The following is a 21,303-nucleotide window of genomic DNA, read 5'->3' on the forward strand; positions in this document are numbered from 1 at the left end:
ATGTACGCGCGGTGGTGGCGTGCGGGGAACCCAGGCGAACGGGGCCGGACCTGTAGGCCCGGCCCCGTCCCCTCAGTTCAACCTCGTGTCTTCACAACCCGCTAGTTCTTGGGCTGCCACTCGTTGGCGTTCCAGAGAGCGCCGTAGTAGCTCTGGAAGTACACGCGGTCAAGACCCTTGAACGCCCACATGTTCGGCATCTGGAACAGCGGGAGCGAGCCGTACGCGTTCGCGATCTCCTCGTCGGCCTTCTGGAAGTACTTGAGCGAGTCCGCGATCGAGGTCTGGGACACGGCCGTCTTGAGGGCCTCGTCCGCAGCCGGGACGCTCATGTTCTGCCAGTTCTGGCCACCGCCGGTCTCGTAGATCGACTTCTTGGAGCTCTTGAACGGGTCACCGGACCACGCGAACAGGGCGACGTCGTAGTCACCGTTGGACACGCGCTCGTCGAGGAAGTTCGGGTCGGTGTCGTCCTTGACCTCGATGCCGGCTTCCTTGCACTGGCCCTGGATCAGCTCGACGGTCTGCTTGCGGCGCGGGATGTCGGTGTGGCTGATCCGGAAGGAGGCGCGCAGGCCGTCCTTCGCGAACACGCCGTCCGCACCCTGCGTCCAGCCCGCGTCGGAGAGGATCTTCTTCGAGGCGGCCGCGTCACCCTTGGCCTTCTCGCCGTAGACGTCCTTGTAGCCCTCGTCCTTCGGGAAGAAGATCAGGCTGCCGAGCGGCTTGGCGTCGGCCTGGACCTCGGAGATCAGCTTGTCGATGATGTCCTGGCGCTTGACGCACATGAAGAACGCCTTGCGGATCTCTTCCTTGGACAGCGCCGGGTGCTTGAACTGGATGTCCAGGTGCTCGAACGACAGGCCGGGGCCCGCGCCGAACGTGACGCCCTGGGCGCTGAGGCCCTTGAGCTTGGTGGCCGCGTTCGCGTCCGGCTGCGCGAAGGAGTTGACGGCGACCTCACCGTTCTCCAGCGCCTGCGCCTGCGCGACGGGGTCCGGGATCGCCTTCAGGATGATCTTGGCGGGACCACCGGGCTTGCCGGCCCACTTCGGGTTGCGTTCGAGGGTGACCGACTGGTTGGCCTCGAAGCTCGTCAGCATGTAGGGGCCCGCGCCGGGCATGAGCGCCTTGTCGAAGCCGTTCCACTTGTCGTTCCAGAAAGCGGCGGCCTTCTCCAGCTCGGCGGGGTCGCTGGCGCCGGTCAGCTTGGTGACGTCCGCGATTCCGGCACCCTTCTCCAGGATGTGCGCGGGCAGGACGTCGCTGTTGAACAGGCCCTCGTAGTCCGGGTACGGGCTGTCGAAGGTGCCGACGAACGTCTGGTCGTCCTTGCACTGACCCGTCATCAGGTCGTAGCCCGTGGTACCGGCCGGCTTGAAGTACTTGCTGCCGTCGGCCTTCTTGGCCTTCGTGCTGGCCGAGAACCAGGCCAGGTAGAAGTCGTCGCAGTCCCACGCCTCGCCGTCGGACCAGGTGACACCCTTCTTCAGCTTCCAGGTCACCGTCTGCGGGGACTTCGAGGTGAGCTCGACCCCGTCCATGACGTCCTTGTTCAGGATGACCTTGTTGTTGCCGTTCAGGATGTGCGCACCCGGCTGGACCAGCACCAGCGCGAACGTGTTGTACGAGTTGTTGCCGTCTTCCGTCGCGTTGTTGTACGTCGTGTACGGCTTGTCCGTGGACACGACGACCTGGTCGCTGGACTTCGTGTCCGGTGCGGTGTAGCCGTCCCCGGACTCGCCGCGCGCGGTCGCCATCTCGGCGACGGTCGCGTCGTTCCCGTTCGCGTCCGTGTTGCCGCCGCCGCCACCACCGCACGCACCCAGCACGAGCGCCGCGCTGGAGATCAGCGCGATCGCCGGCAGTGCTTTGGTCTTCCTCATCGACACGTGCCCTCCTAGCACTGGGCGGCCGCCACCAACTGTTCGGTGTGCACACCCGTAACCGTGATGTGCCATACGCGCCCCGAACCGGCACATCGTGGGCAGCACCGTAAGAACCCGTTGAGGTGGCGGTCACTACCTGAGAGGGCGATCGTGACCCAATGGTGACGCCTTGTAGCCCAATGCGATGGCCCGATTACCGGGCGCTTGCGTTCGTTAACCGGGCGCGTGGAATACTGTCAACGAAGACCGCCGAACGTACCAACGGCGGATGAGACCCTTTCAAGGGCCTTTCCGGCCTCGGCGACCCCGCTCGTGAAGATCCACTTCCGGGTGAGCCGCTGCCGTTCCGGGGCGGGGATGCCCACCCGGTGACCGGTTGAACCGCGTCCGCCCGCGAAAGGTTCCCGCCCGCGCGACGGGGACCGTCACTTGTCGAGACGGCGCCACTCGGGCGCACCGCTGAGCACGCCCGCGAGCGGTGCGCCGGCGTCGACACCGGAGACCGTCGGCAGCACCCCGAGCAGGTCGACCACCTGGAACAGCGGCAGCGCGACCGCCTGGGCCTGCAGCTGCGGCTCGACGCGGGTGAGCACGTCGGCCAGCAGCGCCTTGCCGCTGAGCGCCGCGTCGATCTCGGTCTGCACGGCCGGGTCGCAGAAGCCCGCCGGGTTGGCCGGGGTGGGCGTGCCGCCGTCCGGCGCGTCACCGGTGCAGCCGAACTGGCTCGCGAGCCCCGCGGCCGAGTCGCCGGCGTCCACCCGCGGCCCGACGACGACGTCGACGTCCTTCTGCAGCAGCTGCACGGTGAACAGCTCGTCGGCCTTGGGCGTGACCACCTCCGCCGGGATGCCGCGCAGGGCCAGCTGCGCCTTGAGCTGGTTCGCGATCGTCACGTACGGCTCGATCTTGTCGGCCGCCGCGATCCGCAGCTTGAGCGCCTTGCCCGCCTTGGCCCACCCGTCCGGGCCCTTGGCGTACCCGGCCTCGGTCAGCAGCTGCTCGGTGGCGGCCGGGTCGAGCGTGTTGCCCACGATCACCGGGCGGTACCCGGTGCGGCTCGGCGGCACGACGTAGGAGTCGGCGCGGAACTGCGCGCTCGGACCGCTCTGGGTGCCGCTGGCGATGAGCGCGTCCCGGTCGAGCGCGGCGACGACCGCCTTGCGCACCTTGAGGTCCGCGAGCTGCTCGCTGGCCGGCCGCAGGAGGACCTGCGCGACCTCGTTGCGCGGCACGGGCTTCGTGTCGAGGCCGGTGACGGTCTTGAGCAGGTTGACGTCGGCGGCGTCCGCCCGCAGCAGCACGGCCTGGTTGTCGCCTTTGGACAGTGACTCGGCCATCGCGCTGTGCGTGGCCCTGCGCAGCACGACCCGGTCCAGCGTGGTCGGCACCTCCCAGTACCGGTCGCTGCGCTCCAGGATCACCTCGCCGCGCGGCTCGTCCAGGCTCCGCACGGCGAACGGTCCCGCGGTGGCCGGGAAGTTGGTGGCCAGGACGTTCGACCACGTGCCCGGCGCGTCCTTGAGCAGGTGCGCGGGCAGCAGGTTCCCGAACAGGCTGCGCCAGCCGGGAAACGGCTTGCCGAACGCGACCTCGACGACCTTGCCGCCCTCGCGCGCGCTGATGTTGTTGATCAGCCGGTAGCCCGCCGGATCGACCACACCCGGTTCGCTGCGCATGCGCTGCCACAGGTAGTAGAAGTCCTCGGCGGCGATCGGCGCGCTGTCCGACCACGACGCGTCCTTGCGGATCGTGTACGTGACCGTGAACGGCTCGGCCTTCGTGACCTTCGCGCTCACCATCAGGTTGCGGTCGAGCTCCGGCGCGCCGTCCGGGCCCGCGCGGAACACCGACGGGAGCAGCAGGCTGCTCAGCGCTGTCGTGATCTGGCTCTGGGTCGCGGTGGCGTGCGGGTTGTAGCCGCCGGCCACGTCGTCGACGCCGACCACGACCTCCTTGATCTTCGGCCCGGTCGTGGTGGTGATGATCGGGGCCTCGGACTTGGGGACCAGCGGTGGCGGAGGCGCGTTCGTGCAGGCCGCGGCGCCGCACAGCACGGCAGCGGCCAGCACTCCCCCGAGTCGCCTCATGGTCCTCACATTGCCAGAAGGGTGGTTGTGACGTACGGCCAACCCGGGTTTTGTCCACCCGCGTCACCTGGTGGACGCCTGGAGCCGGGAACGGGTTGCGTCACCACCGGGTAGTACGGCTCACCCGGCGGAGTGGTTCGACCCGTGGCACCGGCCCAGCGGCCCGCTGGCGGACGCGCGGCCTCCCGCCGCGCCCCGGCACCGTTCGACGCCATCGCACGCGCCACCGGCCGCCTCAGGCACGGCGAAGGGCGGCCGGGCCGAAGCCCAGCCGCCCTCCTCGTGCTCTTGCTCAGCCGCGCTGCTTCAACCGCGAGCGCTCACGGCCGCGCAGGTTCGCGTCCAGGGTCACCTTGCGCACGCGCACGACCTCGGGCGCCACCTCGACGCACTCGTCGGAGGCGCAGAACTCCAGCGCCTCCTCCAGCGACAGCTTGCGGGGGCGGGCCAGGGTCTCCATCACGTCGGCCGTGGAGGAGCGCATGTTCGTGAGCTTCTTCTCGCGGGTCACGTTCACGTCGAGGTCCTCGGCACGCGGGTTCTCGCCCACGACCATGCCCTCGTACGCGTCCGCGCCCGGCTCCACGAAGAACGTGCCGCGGTCGGCCAGCTGGATCATCGCGTAGGCGGTGATCGAGCCGGAGCGGTCGGCGACCAGGGAGCCGTTGTGGCGGGTGCGGATCTCGCCGGCCCACGGGCCGTAGCCCTCGGAGACGGCGTTGGCGATGCCGGTGCCGCGGGTCTCGGTGAGGAACTCGGTGCGGAAGCCGATCAGGCCGCGCGACGGGACCACGTAGTCGAGCTTGATGCGGCCGGTGCCGTGGCCCGACATGTTCTCCATGCGGCCCTTGCGGTTGGCCAGCAGCTGCGTGACGGCGCCGAGGTGCTCCTCGGGGCAGTCGACGGACAGGCGCTCGAACGGCTCGTGGATCTTGCCGTCGACCGTGCGCGTGACCACCTGCGGCTTGCCGACGGTCAGCTCGAAGCCCTCGCGGCGCATCTGCTCGACCAGGATGGCCAGCGCCAGCTCGCCACGGCCCTGCACCTCCCAGGTGTCGGGGCGCTCGGTCGGGAGGACGCGCACGGACACGTTGCCGATGAGCTCGGCGTCGAGCCGCGCCTTGAGCACGCGGGCGGTGAGCTTCGTGCCGCCGTTGCGACCGGCCAGCGGCGAGGTGTTCACACCGACGGTCATCGAGATGGCCGGCTGGTCGACCGTGATCCGGGGCAGCGCGACCGGGTTCTCGGCGTCGGCCAGGGTGTCGCCGATGGTGATGTCGGCGATGCCGGCGATGGCGACCAGGTCACCGGCGCGGGCGAACTCGGCGGGGACGCGGTCGAGCGCCTCGGTGATCAGCAGCTCGGTGATGCGGACCTTGACCGGCTCGCCGTCCTCGCGGCACCAGGCGACGGTCTCGCCCTTGCGCATCGTGCCGCTGTGGATGCGGCACAGCGCGATGCGGCCGAGGAACGTCGAGGCGTCCAGGTTCGTGACCAGGGCCTGCAGCGGGCCGTCCACGTCGACCTGCGGGGCCGGGATGTGGTCGAGCAGGACCTGGAAGAGGGTGTCGAGGTTCTCCTCGTCGGGCAGGCCGCCGTCCTCGGGCTGGGTCAGCGAGGCCCGGCCGGCACGCGCGGAGGCGTAGACGACCGGCAGGTCCAGCACGGACTCGTCGGCGCCGACCTCGGTGGCCAGGTCGAGCAGCAGGTCGTGGGCCTCCTCGACGACCTCGGAGATCCGGGCGTCGGGGCGGTCGACCTTGTTGACCAGCAGGATCACCGGCAGACCGGCGGCCAGCGTCTTGCGCAGCACGAACCGCGTCTGGGGCAGCGGGCCCTCGGACGCGTCGACCAGCAGCACGACACCGTCGACCATCGACAGCGCGCGCTCGACCTCGCCGCCGAAGTCGGCGTGGCCGGGGGTGTCGACGACGTTGATGATCACGTCACCGTCGGGCGTGTGGCGGCGCACGGCGGTGTTCTTGGCGAGGATGGTGATGCCCTTCTCGCGCTCGAGCTCGCCGGAGTCCATGACCCGGTCGACCAGCTCGGCCCGCGCGGAGAAGGCGCCTGACTGGCGCAGCATGGCATCGACGAGGGTCGTCTTGCCGTGGTCGACGTGCGCGACGATTGCGACGTTGCGCAGGTCGGTGCGCGTCTGAAGGGCGGACGCGGTGGCCGTGGGCACGCAGAACTCCTAGAGCTTGAAGGCGTTGGAGGGGCTCGCGCCGAACACGATGTTGCGCACAGCCGTACACCAGAGTACCGGCCGCGTCGGCGATACCACACAAGAGTGCCAGTGAAGTGAGCCTCACCTACTCTAGCGATACCGGCGGGAGCGGAGTGCAACCAGTGGGTAAAAAGCTCAAGAAGAAGTGCTGCAGGTCGACGCCGCGGTGCAAGCGCTGCCCGGTGCCGCACCTGCTCAAGGAGCGGGACAAGGCCAGGAAGAAGGCGGCGAAGAAGGCCGCGAAGGCCGCCAAGAAGGCACTCAAAGCCGCGTGAACGCCCGCGCGCACCTGGACCTGCTCCAGCGGCACTCGATCGAGAGCGCGCACGCCGACCGGCCCGCGATTCGTGCGCAAGCTCACTCCACGACGGCCCGCGCACGCGCCCCCGAGGGCACCACAGACGCCCGTCTCGGGCACGAGCGGCACCCACGATCGAGCGTTCGGAGGCTCGACCGAGTGGCTGCCCGACCGGCCTAGTGGTTCTGCAGCACGGCCTCGTTCAGCTTGGCGAGCTCGTCGGCGGTCCGCGTCGCCTCGAACTCCAGGACCTGGTGCTTCACCAGCCCCTGCTCGACCCACGGGTCGGTGGCGAGCAGCGCTTCGAGCTTGCCGCGGGGCATGGGCCGCGTGATGATCACGCCGCCCGTCCTCGGCACCTGACGCCCCGAGGCTAGGAAGAGTCCCCGCTCGTACTGCTGCTCGACCCACGCGCGGTGGTCGGGCAGGGCGTAGTCGATCTGTTCCAGCGGCGCGACGTAGTTCAGCAAGACGATGAACATGGAGCAACGGTAGTCCTATACTGCTCGGCATGCGCACGATGAACGCCTTCTGGCGGGCCGCTTTCAGGCGGCCAGACTAGCTGTGCGCTAGCGCGAACCCAGGCCGCCCGGACGGGCGGCTTTTTTCGTGCGTTCCGGGCGGTCCCACACTCGAAGGGACCAACCATGATCAGGCTGTCGGCCATCACCCCGTCCGGCCAGGTGCACCTGGGCAACTACCTGGGGGCGCTGCGCACGTGGGCACGTGAGGGCACGAAGGACGACGTGTACTTCATCAGCGACCTGCACGCGATGACGTCGTCGCACAACCCGCAACGACTGCGATCACTGACCAGGGAGCAGTTCGCGGTGCTGATCGCGTGCGGCATCGAGCCGGAGAGCACGTGCGTGCAGTCCGACCTGATCCGCGAGCTCGGGGCGTTGAACTGGGTCCTGGAGTGCACGTGCACCTACGGCGAGGCGGCGCGGATGATCCAGTTCAAGGAGAAGTCGCTGGGCCGCGACTCGGTGCGGCTGAGCCTGCTCACCTACCCGGTGCTGATGGCGGCGGACATCCTGCTGCAGGGCACCGCGGAGGTGCCGGTCGGCGAGGACCAGCTCCAGCACGTCGAGCTGGCCCGCGCGCTCGCGCGGCGGTTCAACCACGCCTACGGCGACGCGTTCGTCGTGCCGACCGCGGTGGTGCCGAAGGTGGGTGCGCGGATCAAGGACCTGTCCGACCCGGCGCGCAAGATGGACAAGTCGGCGCAGAACTCCACCGGTGTCGTCTTCGTGCTGGACGACCCGGACCTGGTGCGCCGCAAGATCCGCCGCGCCGTCTCGTCGACGGACGGCATCGCGAACCTGACCGACATCCTCGCCTCCTGCACCGGCAAGGAGCCGGAGGACTACACGAGCCGGTTCGCCGACCTGAAGAACGTCGTGGCGGAGGCCGTGATCGAGGAGCTGCGCCCGGTCCGCGACCGCACGCTGGCGCTGCTCGCCGACCCGGCCGAGCTGGACCGCGTCCGCGCGTCCGGCGCGGCACGGGCCCGTGACCGCGCCCAGCACCGGCTGGACGCGGCGCTGCGGCTGTCCGGGCTCAACTGAGGAGATCTCGCAGGGCGGGCACCAGCGCCCGGTCGGCCGGCAGCCAGTGCAGGCCCGGCAGCTCGTCGGCGGTGACCCACCGGACAGCGTTGTGCTCCAACGCTTCCGGCTCACCGCCGGCGAGCTCCGCGGCGTGGATGCGCAGCACCAGGTCGGACTTCAACGGCACGTCCGGGCCGACCTGCTCGCCCACGACGACCGGCACGCCGAGCTCCTCGACGCACTCGCGCACCAGCGCCTCTTCCGGCCGCTCACCGGGTTCCACCCGGCCGCCGGGCAGTTCCCACTGTCCCGCATGGCTTTCGGGGAACGACCGCTGCTGCGCCAGCAACCGTCCACCCCGGACGATCGCCGCACCGACCACGAGCCGTGCCGCCACGAGCTCCGCGCACCGCCGCGCCAGCGCCGCCGACCGCTTCTCCAGCACCCGCAACGCCATGCCGCGCCCGACCGTGACGTCCGCGAACCGCCCGACCACACCGCCGACGGTCGTCCAGCGCACCCGGTCGACCACCAGCGTCCCGGCGCCGGTGGTCACCAGGTCCGTGTGCAGTTCCAGGAAGCCGCCCGCCGCCGACACACCGGAGAGGTCCGCGCGGGTCACCGCGAGCTTCACCCCGAAGGGCCCGGTGAGCACGTCCCCCAGGCACAGCAGCGGCCCCTGCACCTTCACCCCGAAGCCGGTCAGCAGCGACGTGTCGATCAGGGCACCGGCAACCACCGCGACGGGCGCGTCGACCAACGCCGACGCTCGCAACTCAGGCACCCGCGTTGACTACCAGGAGGGCCACCGGATCTCAAACCGCGCGCCACCGGCCGGTGACTCCGCCGCCAGCACCGACCCGCCCCGCCGCTGCACGAGGTGCGCCACCAGCGCCAGCCCGAGCCCGAACCCGCCGGAGGCCCGCCCCCGGTCCTCCTCGACCCGGTAGAACCGGTCGAACACCTTCCCCCGGTGCTCGGCCGGGATCCCGTGCCCGTCGTCGTCGACGATCAGCCGCACGTCCCGCCCGACCGGCACCAGCGCCACCGTGACCGTCGAGTACGCGTACCGCCCGGCGTTGCGCAGCAGGTTGTCCAGCACCAGCTCGACCTCGGACCGCGTCGCCGACACCAGGCACGCCGACGGCGGCGCGTGCAGCCGCACCAGCAGCTCCGTGTCGAACCGGGAGATCGCCGCCTCCGCCTCCAGCACGAGGTCCACGGCCTCGGCCCGCGGCGGCGCCGCCGTGTCCGCCCGCGCGAGGATCAGCAGCGAGTCCACGAGCCGGCTGAGCCGGATCGACTCCTCCACCACCGACTCCAGCACCTCGATGGAGAAGTCCGGGTCCGGGTGCGCCACGGCGACCTCGGCCTGCGCCCTCACCGACGCGACCGGCGACCTCAGCTCGTGCGCCGCGTCCCCGGTGAACCGCCGCAACCGGTCACTCGCCTCGTCGCGCCGGGCGAGGAGCCCGTTGAGCGCCTGCGCCAGGGCTTGCAGCTCGTCCCGCGACGGCGGCACCGGCAACCGCTCCCCGTGCGGCAGCTCCCCCGCCGCGACCCGCATCCGTTCCACGGGCAGCAACGACGACCGCACCGCCAGCCACGTGGCGATGCCGACCAGCCCCGCCACCAGCACCGCCGCGACCGCCAGCCACCGCGTCCCCAGCGTGTTGGCGTTCTCGTACCCGAGCAGCTTGTCGCCGTAGACCTCCAGCCGCGGCGTCCCGTCCGGGAGGAACACCACCTGCCCCCGCCACCGGTACGCCGACGCCCCGTCCAGCCGCAGCACCGGCTCCCCGGCCTTCAACGCCCGCACGTCCTGCGCCGTCAACTCCAGCCGCGGCTTGCCGTCCACCGGCTCCCCCGCCACGTCCAGCACCCGCGGCGGCTCCCGCCGCAGCTCCTGGTCCACCGCGGTGATCTGCACGAGCCCGATCAACGACGGCGCCAGCCCCGTGAACGCCAGCAGGCACAGCAACGCCACCCCCGTCGCCACCACGGTGATGCGGAACCGCAGCGAGCGCCGCAACCACCAGCGACGTGGGTTCACCTGTTCCCCAGCGCACTGTCCAAATCCGGTGTGGACGCGATGTACCCGTGCCCCCTCACGGTCCGCACCACCTCCCCCGCCCCCACGGCCTCCAGCTTCCGCCGCAGGTACCCCACGTACACCTCGACCGCGTTCCGCGTCGCGGCCTGCTCGTCCCCCCAGACCGTGCGCAGCAGCTCGTCCTTCGTCACGACCGACCCGGCCCGCGACGCGAGCACGTCGAGCACCGCGTACTCCCGCGGACTGAGCGACACGTCCTGCCCACCCCAGCTCACCTCCCGCAACCCGCGGTCGATGACCAGCTCGCCCAGCGTCAGCTTCCTGCGCGCGCCCCCACCCCTGCGCAACAGCGCCCGCACCTGCGCCACCAGCACGACGAAGCTGAACGGCTTGACCAGGTACCCGTCCGCCCCGAGGTCGAGCCCGTCGGCCTGGTCGACCTCCCCGTCCTTCGCCGACACCATCAGCACCGGCGTCCGCACCCCGTCGGCCCGCATCCGCTGCAGCACCCGGTACCCCGACAACCCCGGCAACATGATGTCGAGCAACACCACGTCGAACGCCCCGGTCAACGCGACCCGCAGCGCCGTGGGCCCGTCCGCCGCCGTGACGACCTCCATGCCTTCGGCCGACAACCCACGCTCCAACGCCCGACGCACGCCGACTTCGTCGTCCACGACCAGCACCCGAGGCTTCACGCGATCAGCATGCACCCCCGCCTCTCAGGTCGCTCGCAAGGTCTCAGCCGCCTCTCAGCGAGCCTCCCGCGTGATCGAGCCGAAGGCGAGGCGTTAAGCGCTCTTCCTCAGGCGGTTCCGGAACGCAACCACCAACGCAACCGGCAGCCGCCCTGAGCACCAACCAGGTCCCACCAGCCAAAACCCTCTACCCTGAGGTCATCTCAGCACCATCTCAGCAACCCACCAGCAAGCTGGGTCCCACAAGCCCATGGAGGAGGGGACCACAGCGATGAACAAGCGAAAGGTGACCCTGGCCGCGGCAGCGGCCACGGTGGTCACCGGCGCGGCAGGGCTCTCCCTGCTCGCCATGCCCGCAGGTGCCGGCCAACCGCCGACGCTTCCGTCCATCACCCCGGAAGCGCTGGTCGAGCAGGTCCTGACGACGAAGCCGACCGCGTTCGGCGGGACGGTGCAGGTCGAGAACAAGCTCGGTCTGCCCGCGATCGCCGAGATCCCGCAGTTGGCCGACGGCAACCACACCGCCCGGATCTGGACCGACGGCAACGAGAAGTTCCGCCTCGCGCTGCCGACGGGGCAGTCGGAGCAGACGATCGTGAACGACGGCGCGACGACCTGGTCGTGGAGCTCGCAGACCAACGAGGTCACAAAGGCCGAGCACCGGGCGGACGCCGAGAAGGCGCCGGCCGAGGCCAAGGCCGTCGACCCGGCGACCGCGGCCAGGGAGATCGTCAACCGGACCAAGGAGTCGAGCGACCTCAGCGTCGACGGCACCGCCAGGGTTGCCGACCGGGCTGCCTACGAGCTCGTCCTCACGCCGAAGCCGACCGAGAAGACCCTCGTCCGCGAGGTCCGGATCGCCGTCGACTCGGAGACGAAGATGCCGCTGCGGGTGGCCGTGCACACGAACGGTGCCAGCTCTCCCGCGGCCCAGGTCGGCTTCACCCAGCTGACCGTGGGACCGCAGGACGCGAAGCTGTTCGAGTTCACGCCGGCGGCCGGTGCGAAGGTCACGACGCCGGAGGCGAAGGAGCAGCGCGGCGACCACAAGCCGGAGGCGGCGCTGGAGCAGGCGTTGCAGGGCAAGGACCCGCAGTTCTTCGGTGACGGCTGGGACACCGTGGTCGGTGCGCGGATCCCGGCTGAGGCGATGACGCAGGTGCCGGCGCAGGCGCAGGGGCTGGTCGACCGGTTCACGAAGAAGGTCAGCGGCAGCTGGGGCACCGGCAAGGTGTTCACCACGAAGGTCGCCACCGTCCTGATCGCGGACGACGGCCGCGTGGTCGCGGGTGCCGTTCCGGAGCAGGTCCTGTTCGACACGATCGGACAGGTGAAGTGACCACCTCGACCAGCGCGCCGGCGGCCGCACCGACGAAGAGTTCGGTCGCCGCGCGGACCAGGGGTCTGCGCAAGGAGTACGGGAGCACGGTCGCCGTGGACCGCGTCGACCTCGAGCTGCCGGAGGGAGCCGTGCTCGGCATGCTCGGCCCCAACGGGTCGGGCAAGACGACCACGATCCGGATGCTGCTCGGGTTGGTGCGGCCCACACAGGGGGAGATCGAACTGCTCGGCCGGCCGCTTCCGGACGGGGCCGAGCAGGCGCTGCCGCACGTGGGCGCGCTGGTCGAGGGTCCGGGGTTCCACCCGTTCCTGAGCGGGCGGGAGAACCTCATCCGCTGTGCCGCGTTCGAGCCGCTGCTGCCGAAGAAGCAGATCAGGCAGGCGGTGGAGGAAGCGCTCGAACGCGTCGGGCTCGCCCAGGCGGCCCACCGCAGGTTCCGCGGGTACTCGCTCGGCATGAAGCAACGCCTCGGCCTGGCCGCGGCGTTGCTCGTGCCGCGCAAGCTGGTCGTGCTGGACGAGCCCACCAACGGGCTCGACCCGGCCGGCACCAGGGAGATCCGCAAGATCATCGCGGAGCTGCACGGGGCGGGGAGCACCGTGATGGTGTCGAGCCACCTGCTCAGCGAGGTCGAGGCGACCTGCACGCACGTCGCCGTGCTGCACCGGGGAACCGTTGTGGCGCAAGGGGAGCTGACCGAGCTGCTGCAGGCGGGCGGTTCGGCGCTGCAGGTGATCACGCCGGACGTGGAGACGGCGCTGGGCTCGTTGCGCAGCGCCCGGATCTCCGCGCGGCCACTGGGTGACGGCCTGCGGGTCGAGCTCGCGGGGACCTCGGCGCCGCAGGTGATCGAGACGCTGGTGAAGGACGGCGTGCGGGTGTTCGAGGCGACGCGCTGGAAGACCGGCCTGGAGGAGTTGTTCGCGCGGCTCACCGAGGCCGAGGAGGCCGAGCGCGGGATGTCCGCCGTGGACACGCTGGACGGGGGAACGCGATGATCACGCGTCAGCTGGGGTCCGAGGTGCGCTGGATGCTGCGCAGGCCGCGGACGCTGATCGGGTTGTTCGGCCTGGTGCTGGTGCCGATCATCATCAGCTTCGGCATCTGGACGGCCGACGGGGACGGCGGCGGGCCCGGCCTGGCCGCGATCCTCAAGGGCAACGGCCTGGTCGTGTCCGTGTTCACGTTGTTCCTGTCGCTCAACCTGCTGCTGCCGCTGGTGGCGTCGATCTGGGCGGCGGACGGGCTCGCGGGCGAGGCGCAGCACGGCACGCTGCGCGGGCTGCTGGTCGCCCCGGTGTCACGGGTGCGGCTGCTGTTCGTGAAGCTGTTCGGCATCACCGCGCTGTCACTGCTCGCCGTCACGCTGATGGCGGTGGTCGGCATCGCCGCGGGCACCGCGTTCCTGGGCAACGACGGCATGATGACGTTGTCCGGCAACACGTTGTCGACCGGCGAGGGCCTGCTGCGCATCGCGTTCTTCATCGTGCTGGTGACGTTCCAGATGGTCGCGGTGGGCGCGGTGGCGCTGGCCATCTCCTCGACCACCGAGCACCCGCTGGTGGTGCAGGCGGCGACGATGACCGGGATCATCGTGTTCCAGGTGCTGGGCCAGTTCCAGTCGCTCGACTGGCTGCACCCGTTCCTGATCACGACCGGGTTCCCCGGACTGGTGGACGTGATGCGCGACCCGATGCCGCTCGACCAGATCTGGGACAGCACGCTGCTCGCGGGCTGCTACCTGCTGATCGGCACCGGTCTCGCGGCGGCACGCCTGATCACCAAGGACAACTAGCGGCGGAAGCCACCTTCGCTGTTGATCACCTGTCCGGTGATCCACGCGGCGTCGTCGGTGCAGAGCCAGGAGATCAGCCGGGCGGCGTCGTCCGGCTGACCCCAGCGCCGCAACGGCATCCGCTCGTTCACGAAGTCCGTGAGCTCCGGTCCGGCCCACCCCGTGTCGGTCGGGCCGGGGTTCACCGCGTTGACCGTGATGCCCCGCTCCGCCAGTTGGTGCGACAGCGTTGCCACGATCGACGAGAGCGCGCCCTTCGACGCCGCGTAGGCGATCTCGTTCGGCATCGGCCCGAGGTCCTGCCCGGAGGTCAGGAACACGATCCGCCCACCGCCTGCACCGGTCCACTGTCCGGCAAACGCTTGCGCGAGCAGGATCGCCGAGCGGGTGTTCACCGCGTAGTGCGTGTCGAGCATCGCCGCGTCCAACTCGCCCAGCGCCCCGTCACCGCCGGACCGCGCGTGGTTGCACACCAGCACGTCGACGCGCCCGTACGCCTCGACAGCGGCCGTCATCAACCGCTCGGGCGCATCCGGCAGAGCAAGGTCCACACCCAGCCCTCGCGCACCCACCTCGGCCAGCACCTCGTCGATCGGGTCGGCACCCCACGGCTGTGCGGCGTCGTGCGGCACGTGGTGCTGCACGAACAGCTCAGCGCCCAGCCCGGCCAGCCGGGACGCGATCGCGTAGCCGATGCCCTGCCGCCTGCTCACGCCCGTGACGAGTGCGACCCGTCCCCCGAGTTCGCTCATAGGCCGTCATTGCTACCCGATCCGGGCGACCCCGTCCAAGTCGATTGCGAGCCGCACCCGGTCGCCGACCGACACCGGCCCGACCGCCTCGTACTCCTCGCCGCCGATCTCCACGAGCAGCCGCACGTGATCACGCCGGTGCACCCGTTCCAGCACCGTGCCCTCCAGCGGGCCGTTCGCGTCCACGCGCAACGCCGTCGCGCGCAGCCCGACCCGTGCCGCGTCCAGCCCGACGAACGAGCCGGGCACGAACTTGTTGCACCCCAGGAACTTCGCCGTCTCCACGTCGACCGGCGCCGACCACACCTGCGCCGGCGGCCCGACCTGCACGACCCGGCCACGCGACATGATCGCCACCCGGTCGGCCAGCGTGAACGCCTCGTCGTGGTCGTGCGTCACGACCAGCGCCGTCGTGGCCGACTCCCGCAGCAGCCGTGCCAGGTCCACGGCGAGCTGCTCGCGCAACGCCCGGTCCAGCGCCGACAACGGTTCGTCCAGCAGCAGCAACCGCGGCGACGGCGCCAACGCCCGTGCCAGCGCCACCCGCTGCTGCTCACCGCCGGACAGCTGCGTCACGCGCCGGTCGGCGTACCCGTCGAGGCCGACGAGCTCCAGCAGCGACACCACCCGCTTGTCGCGCTCCTCGCGGTCGACGCCGCGCATCCGCAGGCCGAACGCCACGTTCCCCGCCACGGACCGGTGCGGGAACAGCTGCCCGTCCTGGAACACCAGCCCGAACCCGCGCCGGTGCACCGGCACCCCGGCGAGGTCCGCGTCGTCCCACCGCACCGCGCCGGAGGACGGCTTCTCCAGCCCCGCGACCGTGCGCAGCAACGTCGACTTGCCGCAGCCCGACGGCCCGAGCAGCGCCACGACCTCGCCGTCGGCGATCTCCAGCGACACCCCGGAGACCGCGGTCGTCCGTCCATAGCGGACGGTGATCGAGTCGAGTGCCAGTGCCATCAGAACTCCCCGCTGCTCGGCACGCGCAACCGCTCGATCAGCAGCACGCACCCGACCGTGACGACCATCAGCAACGCGCAGGCCGCGTAGGCCATCTGGCTGTTCAACTCCCCCGGCCGCGACATCAGCCGTGCGATCACCACCGGCAGCGTCGGCGACTCCGGCCGCGCCAGGAAGCTCGTGGCACCGAACTCGCCCAGCGCCACCACGTACCCGAACCCGGCCGCCGCCGCCAGCGACCGCCCTACCAGCGGCAGGTCCACCTCGCGCCACACGCGGGCGGGCGAGGCGCCCAGCGTCGCCGCCGCCTGCCGCAGCCGTTCGTCCACGGCCCGCAGCACCGGCAGCACCATCCGCACGACCAGCGGCGTCACCACCAGCGCCTGCGCCAGCGGCACCAGCAGCGGCGAGGTCCGGAAGTCGCCCGGCAACGCGTCCATCGTGACCAGGTAGCCGAAGCCGACGGTCACCGCGGACACGCCCAGCGGCAGCATCAGCGCCGTGTCCAGCACCTCGGCGAACCGGCCGCCTGCGCGCCGCAGCCCGACCAGCACCACCGCCGAGAACACCCCGACCACCAGCGCCACGACGGTCGCGTCGAACGCCGTCCGCACCGAGTTCAGCGCCGCGTCGACCCCGGTCACCGCCAGCGTGCCGCGGTCACCGCGGGTGGCCAGCGCCGCGTACCCGGCGAAGCTCCAGCCGTCCCGGGTGGACAGCGACCGCGTGACCAGCCCGACCACGGGCGTCAGCAACGCCACCACGACCGCGACCGCCGCGAGCACCACCCACCACTCGCCACCGGACGGCCGCCGCGCCAGCTCCTCCCTGCCGCGCAACGACAACGCGGTCTCCCGTCGGCGCCGGGCCAGCGCCCCGAGCACCAGCACCGCCAGCACGGCGGCGAACTGGATCAGCGACAGCGCGGCGGCGCCGGACAGGTCGAACAGCTCGACCGTCCGCAGGTAGATCTCGGTCTCCAGGGTCCGGTAGCGCGACCCGCCCAGCACCAGCACCACGCCGAAACTGGTGGCGCAGAACAGGAACACCACCGCGGCGGCGGACCCGACCGCCGGTGCCAGCGCGGGCAGCACGACCGACAGGAACGCGCGCGGCCGGGAGGCGCCCAGGGCACGGGCGGCGTCCTCGGCCCGCCGGTCCGTGTGCGCCCACAGCCCGCCGACGGTCCGCGCCACCACGGCCACGTTGAAGAACGCGTTGGCCAGCACGATCGGCAGCACCCCGCCGTCGGGCCAGAACGTCCGGAACGCCAGGCCCACCACGACGGTCGGCAGCACGAACGGCACCATCACCGCGGCACGGACCACGCCGAGCCCGCGGATCCGGCAGCGGGCCAGCACGAACGCCAGCGGCAGCCCGGCGAGCACGGCCACGAGCGTGGACGCGGCGGCCTGCCCGAGCGTGAAGCCGACCAGCTCCCAGGTCTCCCCGGCGACCAGCGCGGAGGCCACGCCGCCCTCGCGCAGCCCCAGCGACACGATCGCCAGCACCGGCCACGCGAAGAACAGCCCGAGGAAGGCCAGCGGCAGCAGCGCCGCCGCCGACCACCCGGTCCGGGCCGACACCGGGCCCGTGGAAGACCTCAGCCCTGCACGAGCTTGCGCCACTGCTCGACCCAGGCTTCGCGGTTGTCCTTCACCTTGTCGGCGGGCAGCGTCTGCGGGTTCGCGGGCAACGGCGCGTCCTTGGTCCACGACTCGGGCAGCGCGACGCCCTCCCGTGCCGGGTAGACGTACATCTGCTCGGCCACCTGGGCCTGGAACTTCTCGCCCAGCAGGAAGTCCAGCACCTTCTGCGCGTCGGCCGGGTTCTTCGCGCCCTTCAGCACACCGGCGTACTCGACCTGGCGGTAGCAGGTGCTCAGCACGGCCTTGGTCTTGCCGCCCTCCGCCGACGGCGACGACGCGTACGACACGACGATCGGCCGGTCGCCCTTGGTGGCGGAGAACTCCTGGTTGTAGGCCTCTTCCCAGCCGCTCACGACCTTGACGCCGTTGGCCTTGAGCTTGCCCCAGTACTCCTGCCAGCCGTTCTCGCCGAACTTCGCGATGGTGCCGAGCAGGAACGCGAGGCCGGGCGAGGACGTGGCCGGGTTCTCCACGACCAGCTTGTCCTTGAACCTCGGGTCGGTCAGGTCCTCGTACGAGGTGGGTTCGACCCCGCCGAGCTTGGCCGGGTCGACGTTCAGGCACACGTCGCCGACGTCCACGGCGTGCAGCCGGCCGGTGCCGTCGACCTGGTAGCGCTGCGGGCCCTTCGCGGCCTCCGGCGAGGCGTACTCGGCGAACACGCCCTCGCTCAGCGCACGCGAGGCGAACGTCGAGTCGACGCCGAACGCGACGTCGCCGAGCGGGTTCGCCTTGGTCAGCACCAGCTTGTTCGTCAGCTCGCCCGCGTCACCGCTCGCGATCTGCTTCACGGTGATGCCGCTGGCCTTCCCGAACTCGTCCAGCAGGCCTTCCTTCACGACGAACGAGTCGTGCGTCACCAGTGTGACCTCGTGCGTCTGCGGCGCGGTCGACGTACCGGCCGAGCACCCGGTCAGCACCACAGCGGCGGCGAAAACAGCACAAATCCTTCTCACAGCAACCTCTCCCTACGCCGGTATGACCCGGATCAGGTGGACGGTCGAGGGCTTGCGAGCCCTCCTCTCAGCCCGGCGCTTCACCGGACTCCCGCGGTAAACGCGCAGCCTACGTGACGTGGTGGGACGATCAGGACATGGCCGAGCTGTTGAGCGACGATCAGCTGAACGACGTGCTGCCCAAGCTGCCCGACTGGATCGCCCAGGACGCGGCACTGGTCCGGACCGTGGAGCTCGCGAGCTTCGCGCAGGCGATCACGGTGGTGAACCGGGTGGCCGAGATCGCGGAGAACGACGACCACCACCCGGACATCGACATCCGGTACAAGACGCTGACATTCCGCCTGAGCACGCACTACAAGGGAGGGATCACCGCGCTGGACGTGTCCCTCGCCGAGGAGATCGACGGGGTGGTGGACGCGCTCTCCTGAGTCGGTCAGGATGTGCGTCGCCGCCGCCCGCGGAGATGAGAGGGAACACCCTCATGCGGTTGCGCACACCTTTGACCGTCGTGGCGCTGGCAGGCAGCCTGGTGATCGCACCGGCCGCGGCCGGTGCCGTGCCGTGTGCCGTGACGGACACGATGATCAAGGCCAGTCAGGCGTGGGTCACCAGGGGCACCGACCCGCAGGCGAACAACTGGTCCAACGCGGGCTTCCACGTCGGCAACCTCGCGCAGGTGCGGACGACCGGGATCAGCAACCACAAGACGTGGCCGTGGGTGCAGGCGAACAGGTTCCTGCTCCCGCTGGACCCGGCGGACCCCTTCGCACCGGACGCCCAGGCGACCGGTGAGGCGTACCTCGACGTGGCGTACTTCCACCCGGAGCCCGAGGTGCTGCAACCGTTGCGGGACACCCTGCGGGCCCAGGTGGCGGACGGCCGCACGGACCACTGGCGGTCGCCCGACGCGCTGAACATGGCGCTGCCGTCGTTCACGCGCGTCGCGGTGGCCGACCACGACCAGGCGGTGCTCGACTACTCGTACCGGTCCTACCGAGACCTGCGGAGGCGGGCGTTCGACGAGCTCACCGGCCTGTGGAGCCTGAACGTGCAGACCAACGGCTGGGCGGTGCAGGGCCTGGCCAAGGCGGTGCTGGCGCTGCCCGCGGACGACCCGTACCGCGCCGACTACGCCACGACCCTGCGCAGGACCGCGCAGACGCTGCGGTTCTTGCAGCGCCACGACGGTTTCTGGGGCGCCACCGGCAGGGACTCCGCGGCCACCGCCATGATCACCTACGCGTTCGCGGCGGGCATCAACGCGGGCGTGCTCGACCGCGACACCTACCTGCCGGCCGTGCGACGGGGCTGGCAGGCGCTGCTGACCGCGCTCGACGCCGACGGGATGCTCGGCTGGGTCGCGGCCCGCAACTCGTGGCGGCCCGCCTCAGCCGGCGACTCGGCTGGGTTCGCCGTCGGCAGCTTCCTCATCGCCGGGCAGCAGGTCGTGCGCCTGACGCCGGGCTGCTAGCCCGATCGCGACGAGCGTGAGCATCCCGGCGGCCGGATAACCCCAGCCGAGCACGACGAAGTACCACGGGCGCGGGAAGTCCCAGATGTTCGGCTGGGCCATCAGCAGGAACGAGATCAGGAAGCCGCCGGTCAACAGCACCCACAGGCCGGCGGCGATCTTGCACAGGAGGTGCCCGCCCGCGTGGACCAGCCACAGCAGGGCGGGCACCATCCACACCCAGTGGTGGCTCCACGAGATCGGCGAGACCAGCAGGCCGAGGAACTGGACGCTGACGATCAAGGCCAGCACGTCCTTCGTCTTGCTGACCGCGAACCACGTCAGCGCGGCCGCGACGACGACGGAGACGAGGTAGATCCACCCGGTCTTCACGTCGTGGCCGACCGTGCGGCTCAACGCACCGCGCATCGACTGGTTGATCGCGCTGCCGACCGGCCCGACCCGGCTCGCGTCACCGAGCAGCTGGAACCAGAACTTGTCCGACTGCGACGGTGAAATCACCCAGCCGATGCCATAAGTAGCGGCAAAAGCGACGAATGACCACACGGCGGCCATCCACCTCTTGGTGAGCAGGAAGTACAAACCGGAAATCGCGGGCGTGAGCTTGATGCCCGCCGCGAATCCGACTCCGGCGCCACCGACCCAGTTCCGCGCGCTCGCCATCGTCCCGATGAGGATCGCGCACAGCACCAGGTTGATCTGGCCGTAGTTGAGGGTGGTGCGCACCGGCTCGATCCACAGCACCAGCGCGGTCCACAGCATCGCGCGGCGCGGGTCGCCGAGCTTGAGCAGCTTCAGGCTCGTGCGCACGATGAAGTACAGGCACCCGAGGCAGATCAGCTGCCAGATCCAGCGGGAGGCCTCCCACGGCACCCAGCTCATCGGCGTGAAGATCGCGGCCGCGAACGGCGGGTAGGTGAACGGCAGCGGGAAGACGTCCGCGTACTGGTCCAGCCGCCACTCGTACAGGTCGCCGGAGAACAGGTGCGGCGACCCGTTCCGGTAGACGAGCAGGTCGATCATGGTCATCTTCGTCTGGAAGGCGACCATGAGCAGGTGCCCGACGACTGACAACGCGAGCAGCCACGGCGCTACGGAGAGCACACGCGCTTCCACAGCACGGAGTTTCACGCGGAAAACGTTACTCGACGCAACGAAAGTGGGTACTCGAGCGTCAGGTACACGGGAGAGATCGCTGTAGGGAGTTTTTCTGATCATGTCTGTTGATCTTGTAGTTGCCGCTGTCGCCGCTCTGGGCATGCTGGGAGTCGCGTTCGGAGTGTTCGCCGCAGCCGCCCGCACCAAGGGCAGCCTCTGACACCGTTACCACTCAACCTGGAAAGGGGGAGCCTCCACAGTGGAGGCTCCCCCTTCCGGGTTCGGAGCTCTGGGTCAGAGCTGTTTAGAAGTAGTGCGCACGGCCGCCGATCGGCTTGCCGACGGCACCGAGCACGGCGAGGATGGCGCCGATGACCAGCAGCACCACGCCGATGGTCGTCAGAATGCTGATACCGGCCAGCCATCCGACGACGAGCAGGATCAGACCGAGGACGATCATGACACC

The 21,303-nt window shown here is 70.5% G+C and carries 20 protein-coding genes and 1 riboswitch; of the genes, 7 read left to right on the forward strand and 13 right to left on the reverse strand.

The features are described from left to right. Window positions 1-101 precede the first annotated feature (101 nt). The 3 genes from ADL03_RS42975 to typA form a co-directional block, all read right to left on the reverse strand. Complete coding sequence (locus tag ADL03_RS42975; RefSeq protein ID WP_053739426.1) at window positions 102-1,886, reverse strand: ABC transporter family substrate-binding protein; 1,785 nt, start codon at window positions 1,884-1,886, stop codon at window positions 102-104. A gap of 428 nt (window positions 1,887-2,314) precedes the next feature. Then, window positions 2,315-3,976, reverse strand: a complete 1,662-nt coding sequence (locus ADL03_RS42980; RefSeq protein ID WP_157529771.1) for an ABC transporter family substrate-binding protein — start codon at window positions 3,974-3,976, stop codon at window positions 2,315-2,317. Window positions 3,977-4,268: 292 nt separating this feature from the next. Continuing rightward, a complete protein-coding gene (gene typA, locus ADL03_RS42985; protein WP_053739428.1) occupies window positions 4,269-6,164 on the reverse strand; it encodes a translational GTPase TypA in 1,896 nt (631 codons plus the stop codon). A gap of 164 nt (window positions 6,165-6,328) precedes the next feature. Here typA and ADL03_RS49165 point away from each other — a divergent pair, with 164 nt between their 5' ends. Continuing rightward, on the forward strand, window positions 6,329-6,481 hold the full coding sequence (locus ADL03_RS49165; protein ID WP_197289168.1) for a hypothetical protein: 153 nt from the start codon (window positions 6,329-6,331) through the stop codon (window positions 6,479-6,481). Window positions 6,482-6,680: 199 nt separating this feature from the next. Here the strand turns inward: ADL03_RS49165 and ADL03_RS42995 are convergent, their stop codons facing one another. Next, on the reverse strand, window positions 6,681-6,986 hold the full coding sequence (locus tag ADL03_RS42995; RefSeq protein ID WP_053739430.1) for a YciI family protein: 306 nt from the start codon (window positions 6,984-6,986) through the stop codon (window positions 6,681-6,683). A 165-nt stretch (window positions 6,987-7,151) separates the two neighbouring features. Here ADL03_RS42995 and trpS point away from each other — a divergent pair, with 165 nt between their 5' ends. Then, a complete protein-coding gene (trpS, locus tag ADL03_RS43000; protein WP_053739431.1) occupies window positions 7,152-8,075 on the forward strand; it encodes a tryptophan--tRNA ligase in 924 nt (307 codons plus the stop codon). On the opposite strand, the gene ADL03_RS50080 is transcribed toward trpS, so the two are convergent. Genes ADL03_RS50080 through ADL03_RS43015 form a run of 3 tightly spaced genes read right to left on the reverse strand, consistent with a single transcriptional unit; the run spans window position 8,068 to window position 10,808 of the window. Further along, a complete protein-coding gene (locus ADL03_RS50080) occupies window positions 8,068-8,841 on the reverse strand; it encodes a (deoxy)nucleoside triphosphate pyrophosphohydrolase (protein ID WP_231642846.1) in 774 nt (257 codons plus the stop codon). The two genes, trpS and ADL03_RS50080, sit on opposite strands and share 8 nt — an antisense overlap. A gap of 9 nt (window positions 8,842-8,850) precedes the next feature. Beyond that, entirely contained in the window at window positions 8,851-10,110 is a 1,260-nt protein-coding gene (locus ADL03_RS43010; RefSeq protein ID WP_053739432.1) for a cell wall metabolism sensor histidine kinase WalK, read from the reverse strand. Continuing rightward, window positions 10,107-10,808, reverse strand: a complete 702-nt coding sequence (locus ADL03_RS43015) for a response regulator transcription factor (RefSeq protein ID WP_231642847.1) — start codon at window positions 10,806-10,808, stop codon at window positions 10,107-10,109. Before ADL03_RS43015 ends, ADL03_RS43010 begins: the two co-directional genes overlap by 4 nt. 271 nt (window positions 10,809-11,079) lie before the next feature. Here ADL03_RS43015 and ADL03_RS43020 point away from each other — a divergent pair, with 271 nt between their 5' ends. Genes ADL03_RS43020 through ADL03_RS43030 form a run of 3 tightly spaced genes read left to right on the forward strand, consistent with a single transcriptional unit; the run spans window position 11,080 to window position 13,945 of the window. Further along, window positions 11,080-12,147, forward strand: coding sequence for a sigma-E factor regulatory protein RseB domain-containing protein (locus ADL03_RS43020; protein ID WP_053739434.1), 1,068 nt, complete (start codon window positions 11,080-11,082; stop codon window positions 12,145-12,147). Further along, on the forward strand, window positions 12,144-13,148 hold the full coding sequence (locus tag ADL03_RS43025; RefSeq protein ID WP_053739435.1) for an ABC transporter ATP-binding protein: 1,005 nt from the start codon (window positions 12,144-12,146) through the stop codon (window positions 13,146-13,148). The genes ADL03_RS43020 and ADL03_RS43025 overlap by 4 nt, the downstream gene beginning before the upstream one ends. After that, window positions 13,145-13,945, forward strand: a complete 801-nt coding sequence (locus ADL03_RS43030; RefSeq protein ID WP_053739436.1) for an ABC transporter permease — start codon at window positions 13,145-13,147, stop codon at window positions 13,943-13,945. Before ADL03_RS43025 ends, ADL03_RS43030 begins: the two co-directional genes overlap by 4 nt. On the opposite strand, the gene ADL03_RS43035 is transcribed toward ADL03_RS43030, so the two are convergent. The 4 genes from ADL03_RS43035 to ADL03_RS43050 form a co-directional block, all read right to left on the reverse strand. Further along, entirely contained in the window at window positions 13,942-14,697 is a 756-nt protein-coding gene (locus ADL03_RS43035) for an SDR family oxidoreductase (RefSeq protein WP_053739437.1), read from the reverse strand. The two genes, ADL03_RS43030 and ADL03_RS43035, sit on opposite strands and share 4 nt — an antisense overlap. A gap of 12 nt (window positions 14,698-14,709) precedes the next feature. Then, on the reverse strand, window positions 14,710-15,660 hold the full coding sequence (locus tag ADL03_RS43040) for an ABC transporter ATP-binding protein (protein ID WP_053739438.1): 951 nt from the start codon (window positions 15,658-15,660) through the stop codon (window positions 14,710-14,712). Continuing rightward, the gene (locus tag ADL03_RS43045; protein ID WP_231642848.1) at window positions 15,660-17,246 is read right to left on the reverse strand and encodes an iron ABC transporter permease; all 1,587 of its coding nucleotides are present in this window, start codon (window positions 17,244-17,246) and stop codon (window positions 15,660-15,662) included. The genes ADL03_RS43040 and ADL03_RS43045 overlap by 1 nt, the downstream gene beginning before the upstream one ends. 17 nt (window positions 17,247-17,263) lie before the next feature. Then, the gene (locus tag ADL03_RS43050) at window positions 17,264-18,265 is read right to left on the reverse strand and encodes a thiamine ABC transporter substrate binding subunit (RefSeq protein ID WP_053739439.1); all 1,002 of its coding nucleotides are present in this window, start codon (window positions 18,263-18,265) and stop codon (window positions 17,264-17,266) included. After that, a riboswitch (TPP riboswitch) is annotated at window positions 18,258-18,368 on the reverse strand. Its footprint overlaps the gene before it by 8 nt. A 34-nt stretch (window positions 18,369-18,402) precedes the next feature. Between ADL03_RS43050 and ADL03_RS43055 the strand changes: the two genes are divergently transcribed. Next, complete coding sequence (locus ADL03_RS43055) at window positions 18,403-18,696, forward strand: 4a-hydroxytetrahydrobiopterin dehydratase (RefSeq protein WP_053739440.1); 294 nt, start codon at window positions 18,403-18,405, stop codon at window positions 18,694-18,696. A gap of 59 nt (window positions 18,697-18,755) precedes the next feature. Next, window positions 18,756-19,739 carry a glycoside hydrolase family 88 protein gene (locus ADL03_RS43060; RefSeq protein ID WP_197289151.1) on the forward strand — a complete coding sequence of 328 codons (984 nt, stop codon included), beginning with the start codon at window positions 18,756-18,758 and terminating at the stop codon, window positions 19,737-19,739. Here the strand turns inward: ADL03_RS43060 and ADL03_RS43065 are convergent. Both ADL03_RS43065 and ADL03_RS49170 read right to left on the reverse strand, forming a co-directional pair. Then, window positions 19,656-20,870 (reverse strand): mannosyltransferase, encoded by a 1,215-nt coding sequence (locus ADL03_RS43065; RefSeq protein WP_053739442.1) that lies wholly within the window; start codon window positions 20,868-20,870, stop codon window positions 19,656-19,658. The genes ADL03_RS43060 and ADL03_RS43065 overlap by 84 nt on opposite strands. A gap of 271 nt (window positions 20,871-21,141) precedes the next feature. After that, window positions 21,142-21,297: a DUF6131 family protein gene (locus ADL03_RS49170; protein ID WP_170067891.1), complete on the reverse strand. Its 156-nt coding sequence runs from the start codon at window positions 21,295-21,297 to the stop codon at window positions 21,142-21,144. Window positions 21,298-21,303 lie beyond the last annotated feature (6 nt).

This window comes from Nocardia sp. NRRL S-836 (assembly GCF_001279525.1).
Taxonomy (GTDB): Bacteria; Actinomycetota; Actinomycetes; order Mycobacteriales; family Pseudonocardiaceae; genus Lentzea.

Excerpts from the sequence above, each read along its gene's own strand:
- ADL03_RS42975 (WP_053739426.1), bottom strand. The coding sequence starts at position 1,886 with ATGAGGAAGACCAAAGCACTGCCGGCGATCGCGCTGATCTCCAGCGCG.
- ADL03_RS42980 (WP_157529771.1), bottom strand. The coding sequence starts at position 3,976 with ATGAGGCGACTCGGGGGAGTGCTGGCCGCTGCCGTGCTGTGCGGCGCC.
- ADL03_RS42995 (WP_053739430.1), bottom strand. The coding sequence starts at position 6,986 with ATGTTCATCGTCTTGCTGAACTACGTCGCGCCGCTGGAACAGATCGAC.
- trpS (WP_053739431.1), top strand. The coding sequence starts at position 7,152 with ATGATCAGGCTGTCGGCCATCACCCCGTCCGGCCAGGTGCACCTGGGC.
- ADL03_RS43020 (WP_053739434.1), top strand. The coding sequence starts at position 11,080 with ATGAACAAGCGAAAGGTGACCCTGGCCGCGGCAGCGGCCACGGTGGTC.
- ADL03_RS43030 (WP_053739436.1), top strand. The coding sequence starts at position 13,145 with ATGATCACGCGTCAGCTGGGGTCCGAGGTGCGCTGGATGCTGCGCAGG.
- ADL03_RS43035 (WP_053739437.1), bottom strand. The coding sequence starts at position 14,697 with ATGAGCGAACTCGGGGGACGGGTCGCACTCGTCACGGGCGTGAGCAGG.
- ADL03_RS43040 (WP_053739438.1), bottom strand. The coding sequence starts at position 15,660 with ATGGCACTGGCACTCGACTCGATCACCGTCCGCTATGGACGGACGACC.
- ADL03_RS43055 (WP_053739440.1), top strand. The coding sequence starts at position 18,403 with ATGGCCGAGCTGTTGAGCGACGATCAGCTGAACGACGTGCTGCCCAAG.
- ADL03_RS49170 (WP_170067891.1), bottom strand. The coding sequence starts at position 21,297 with ATGATCGTCCTCGGTCTGATCCTGCTCGTCGTCGGATGGCTGGCCGGT.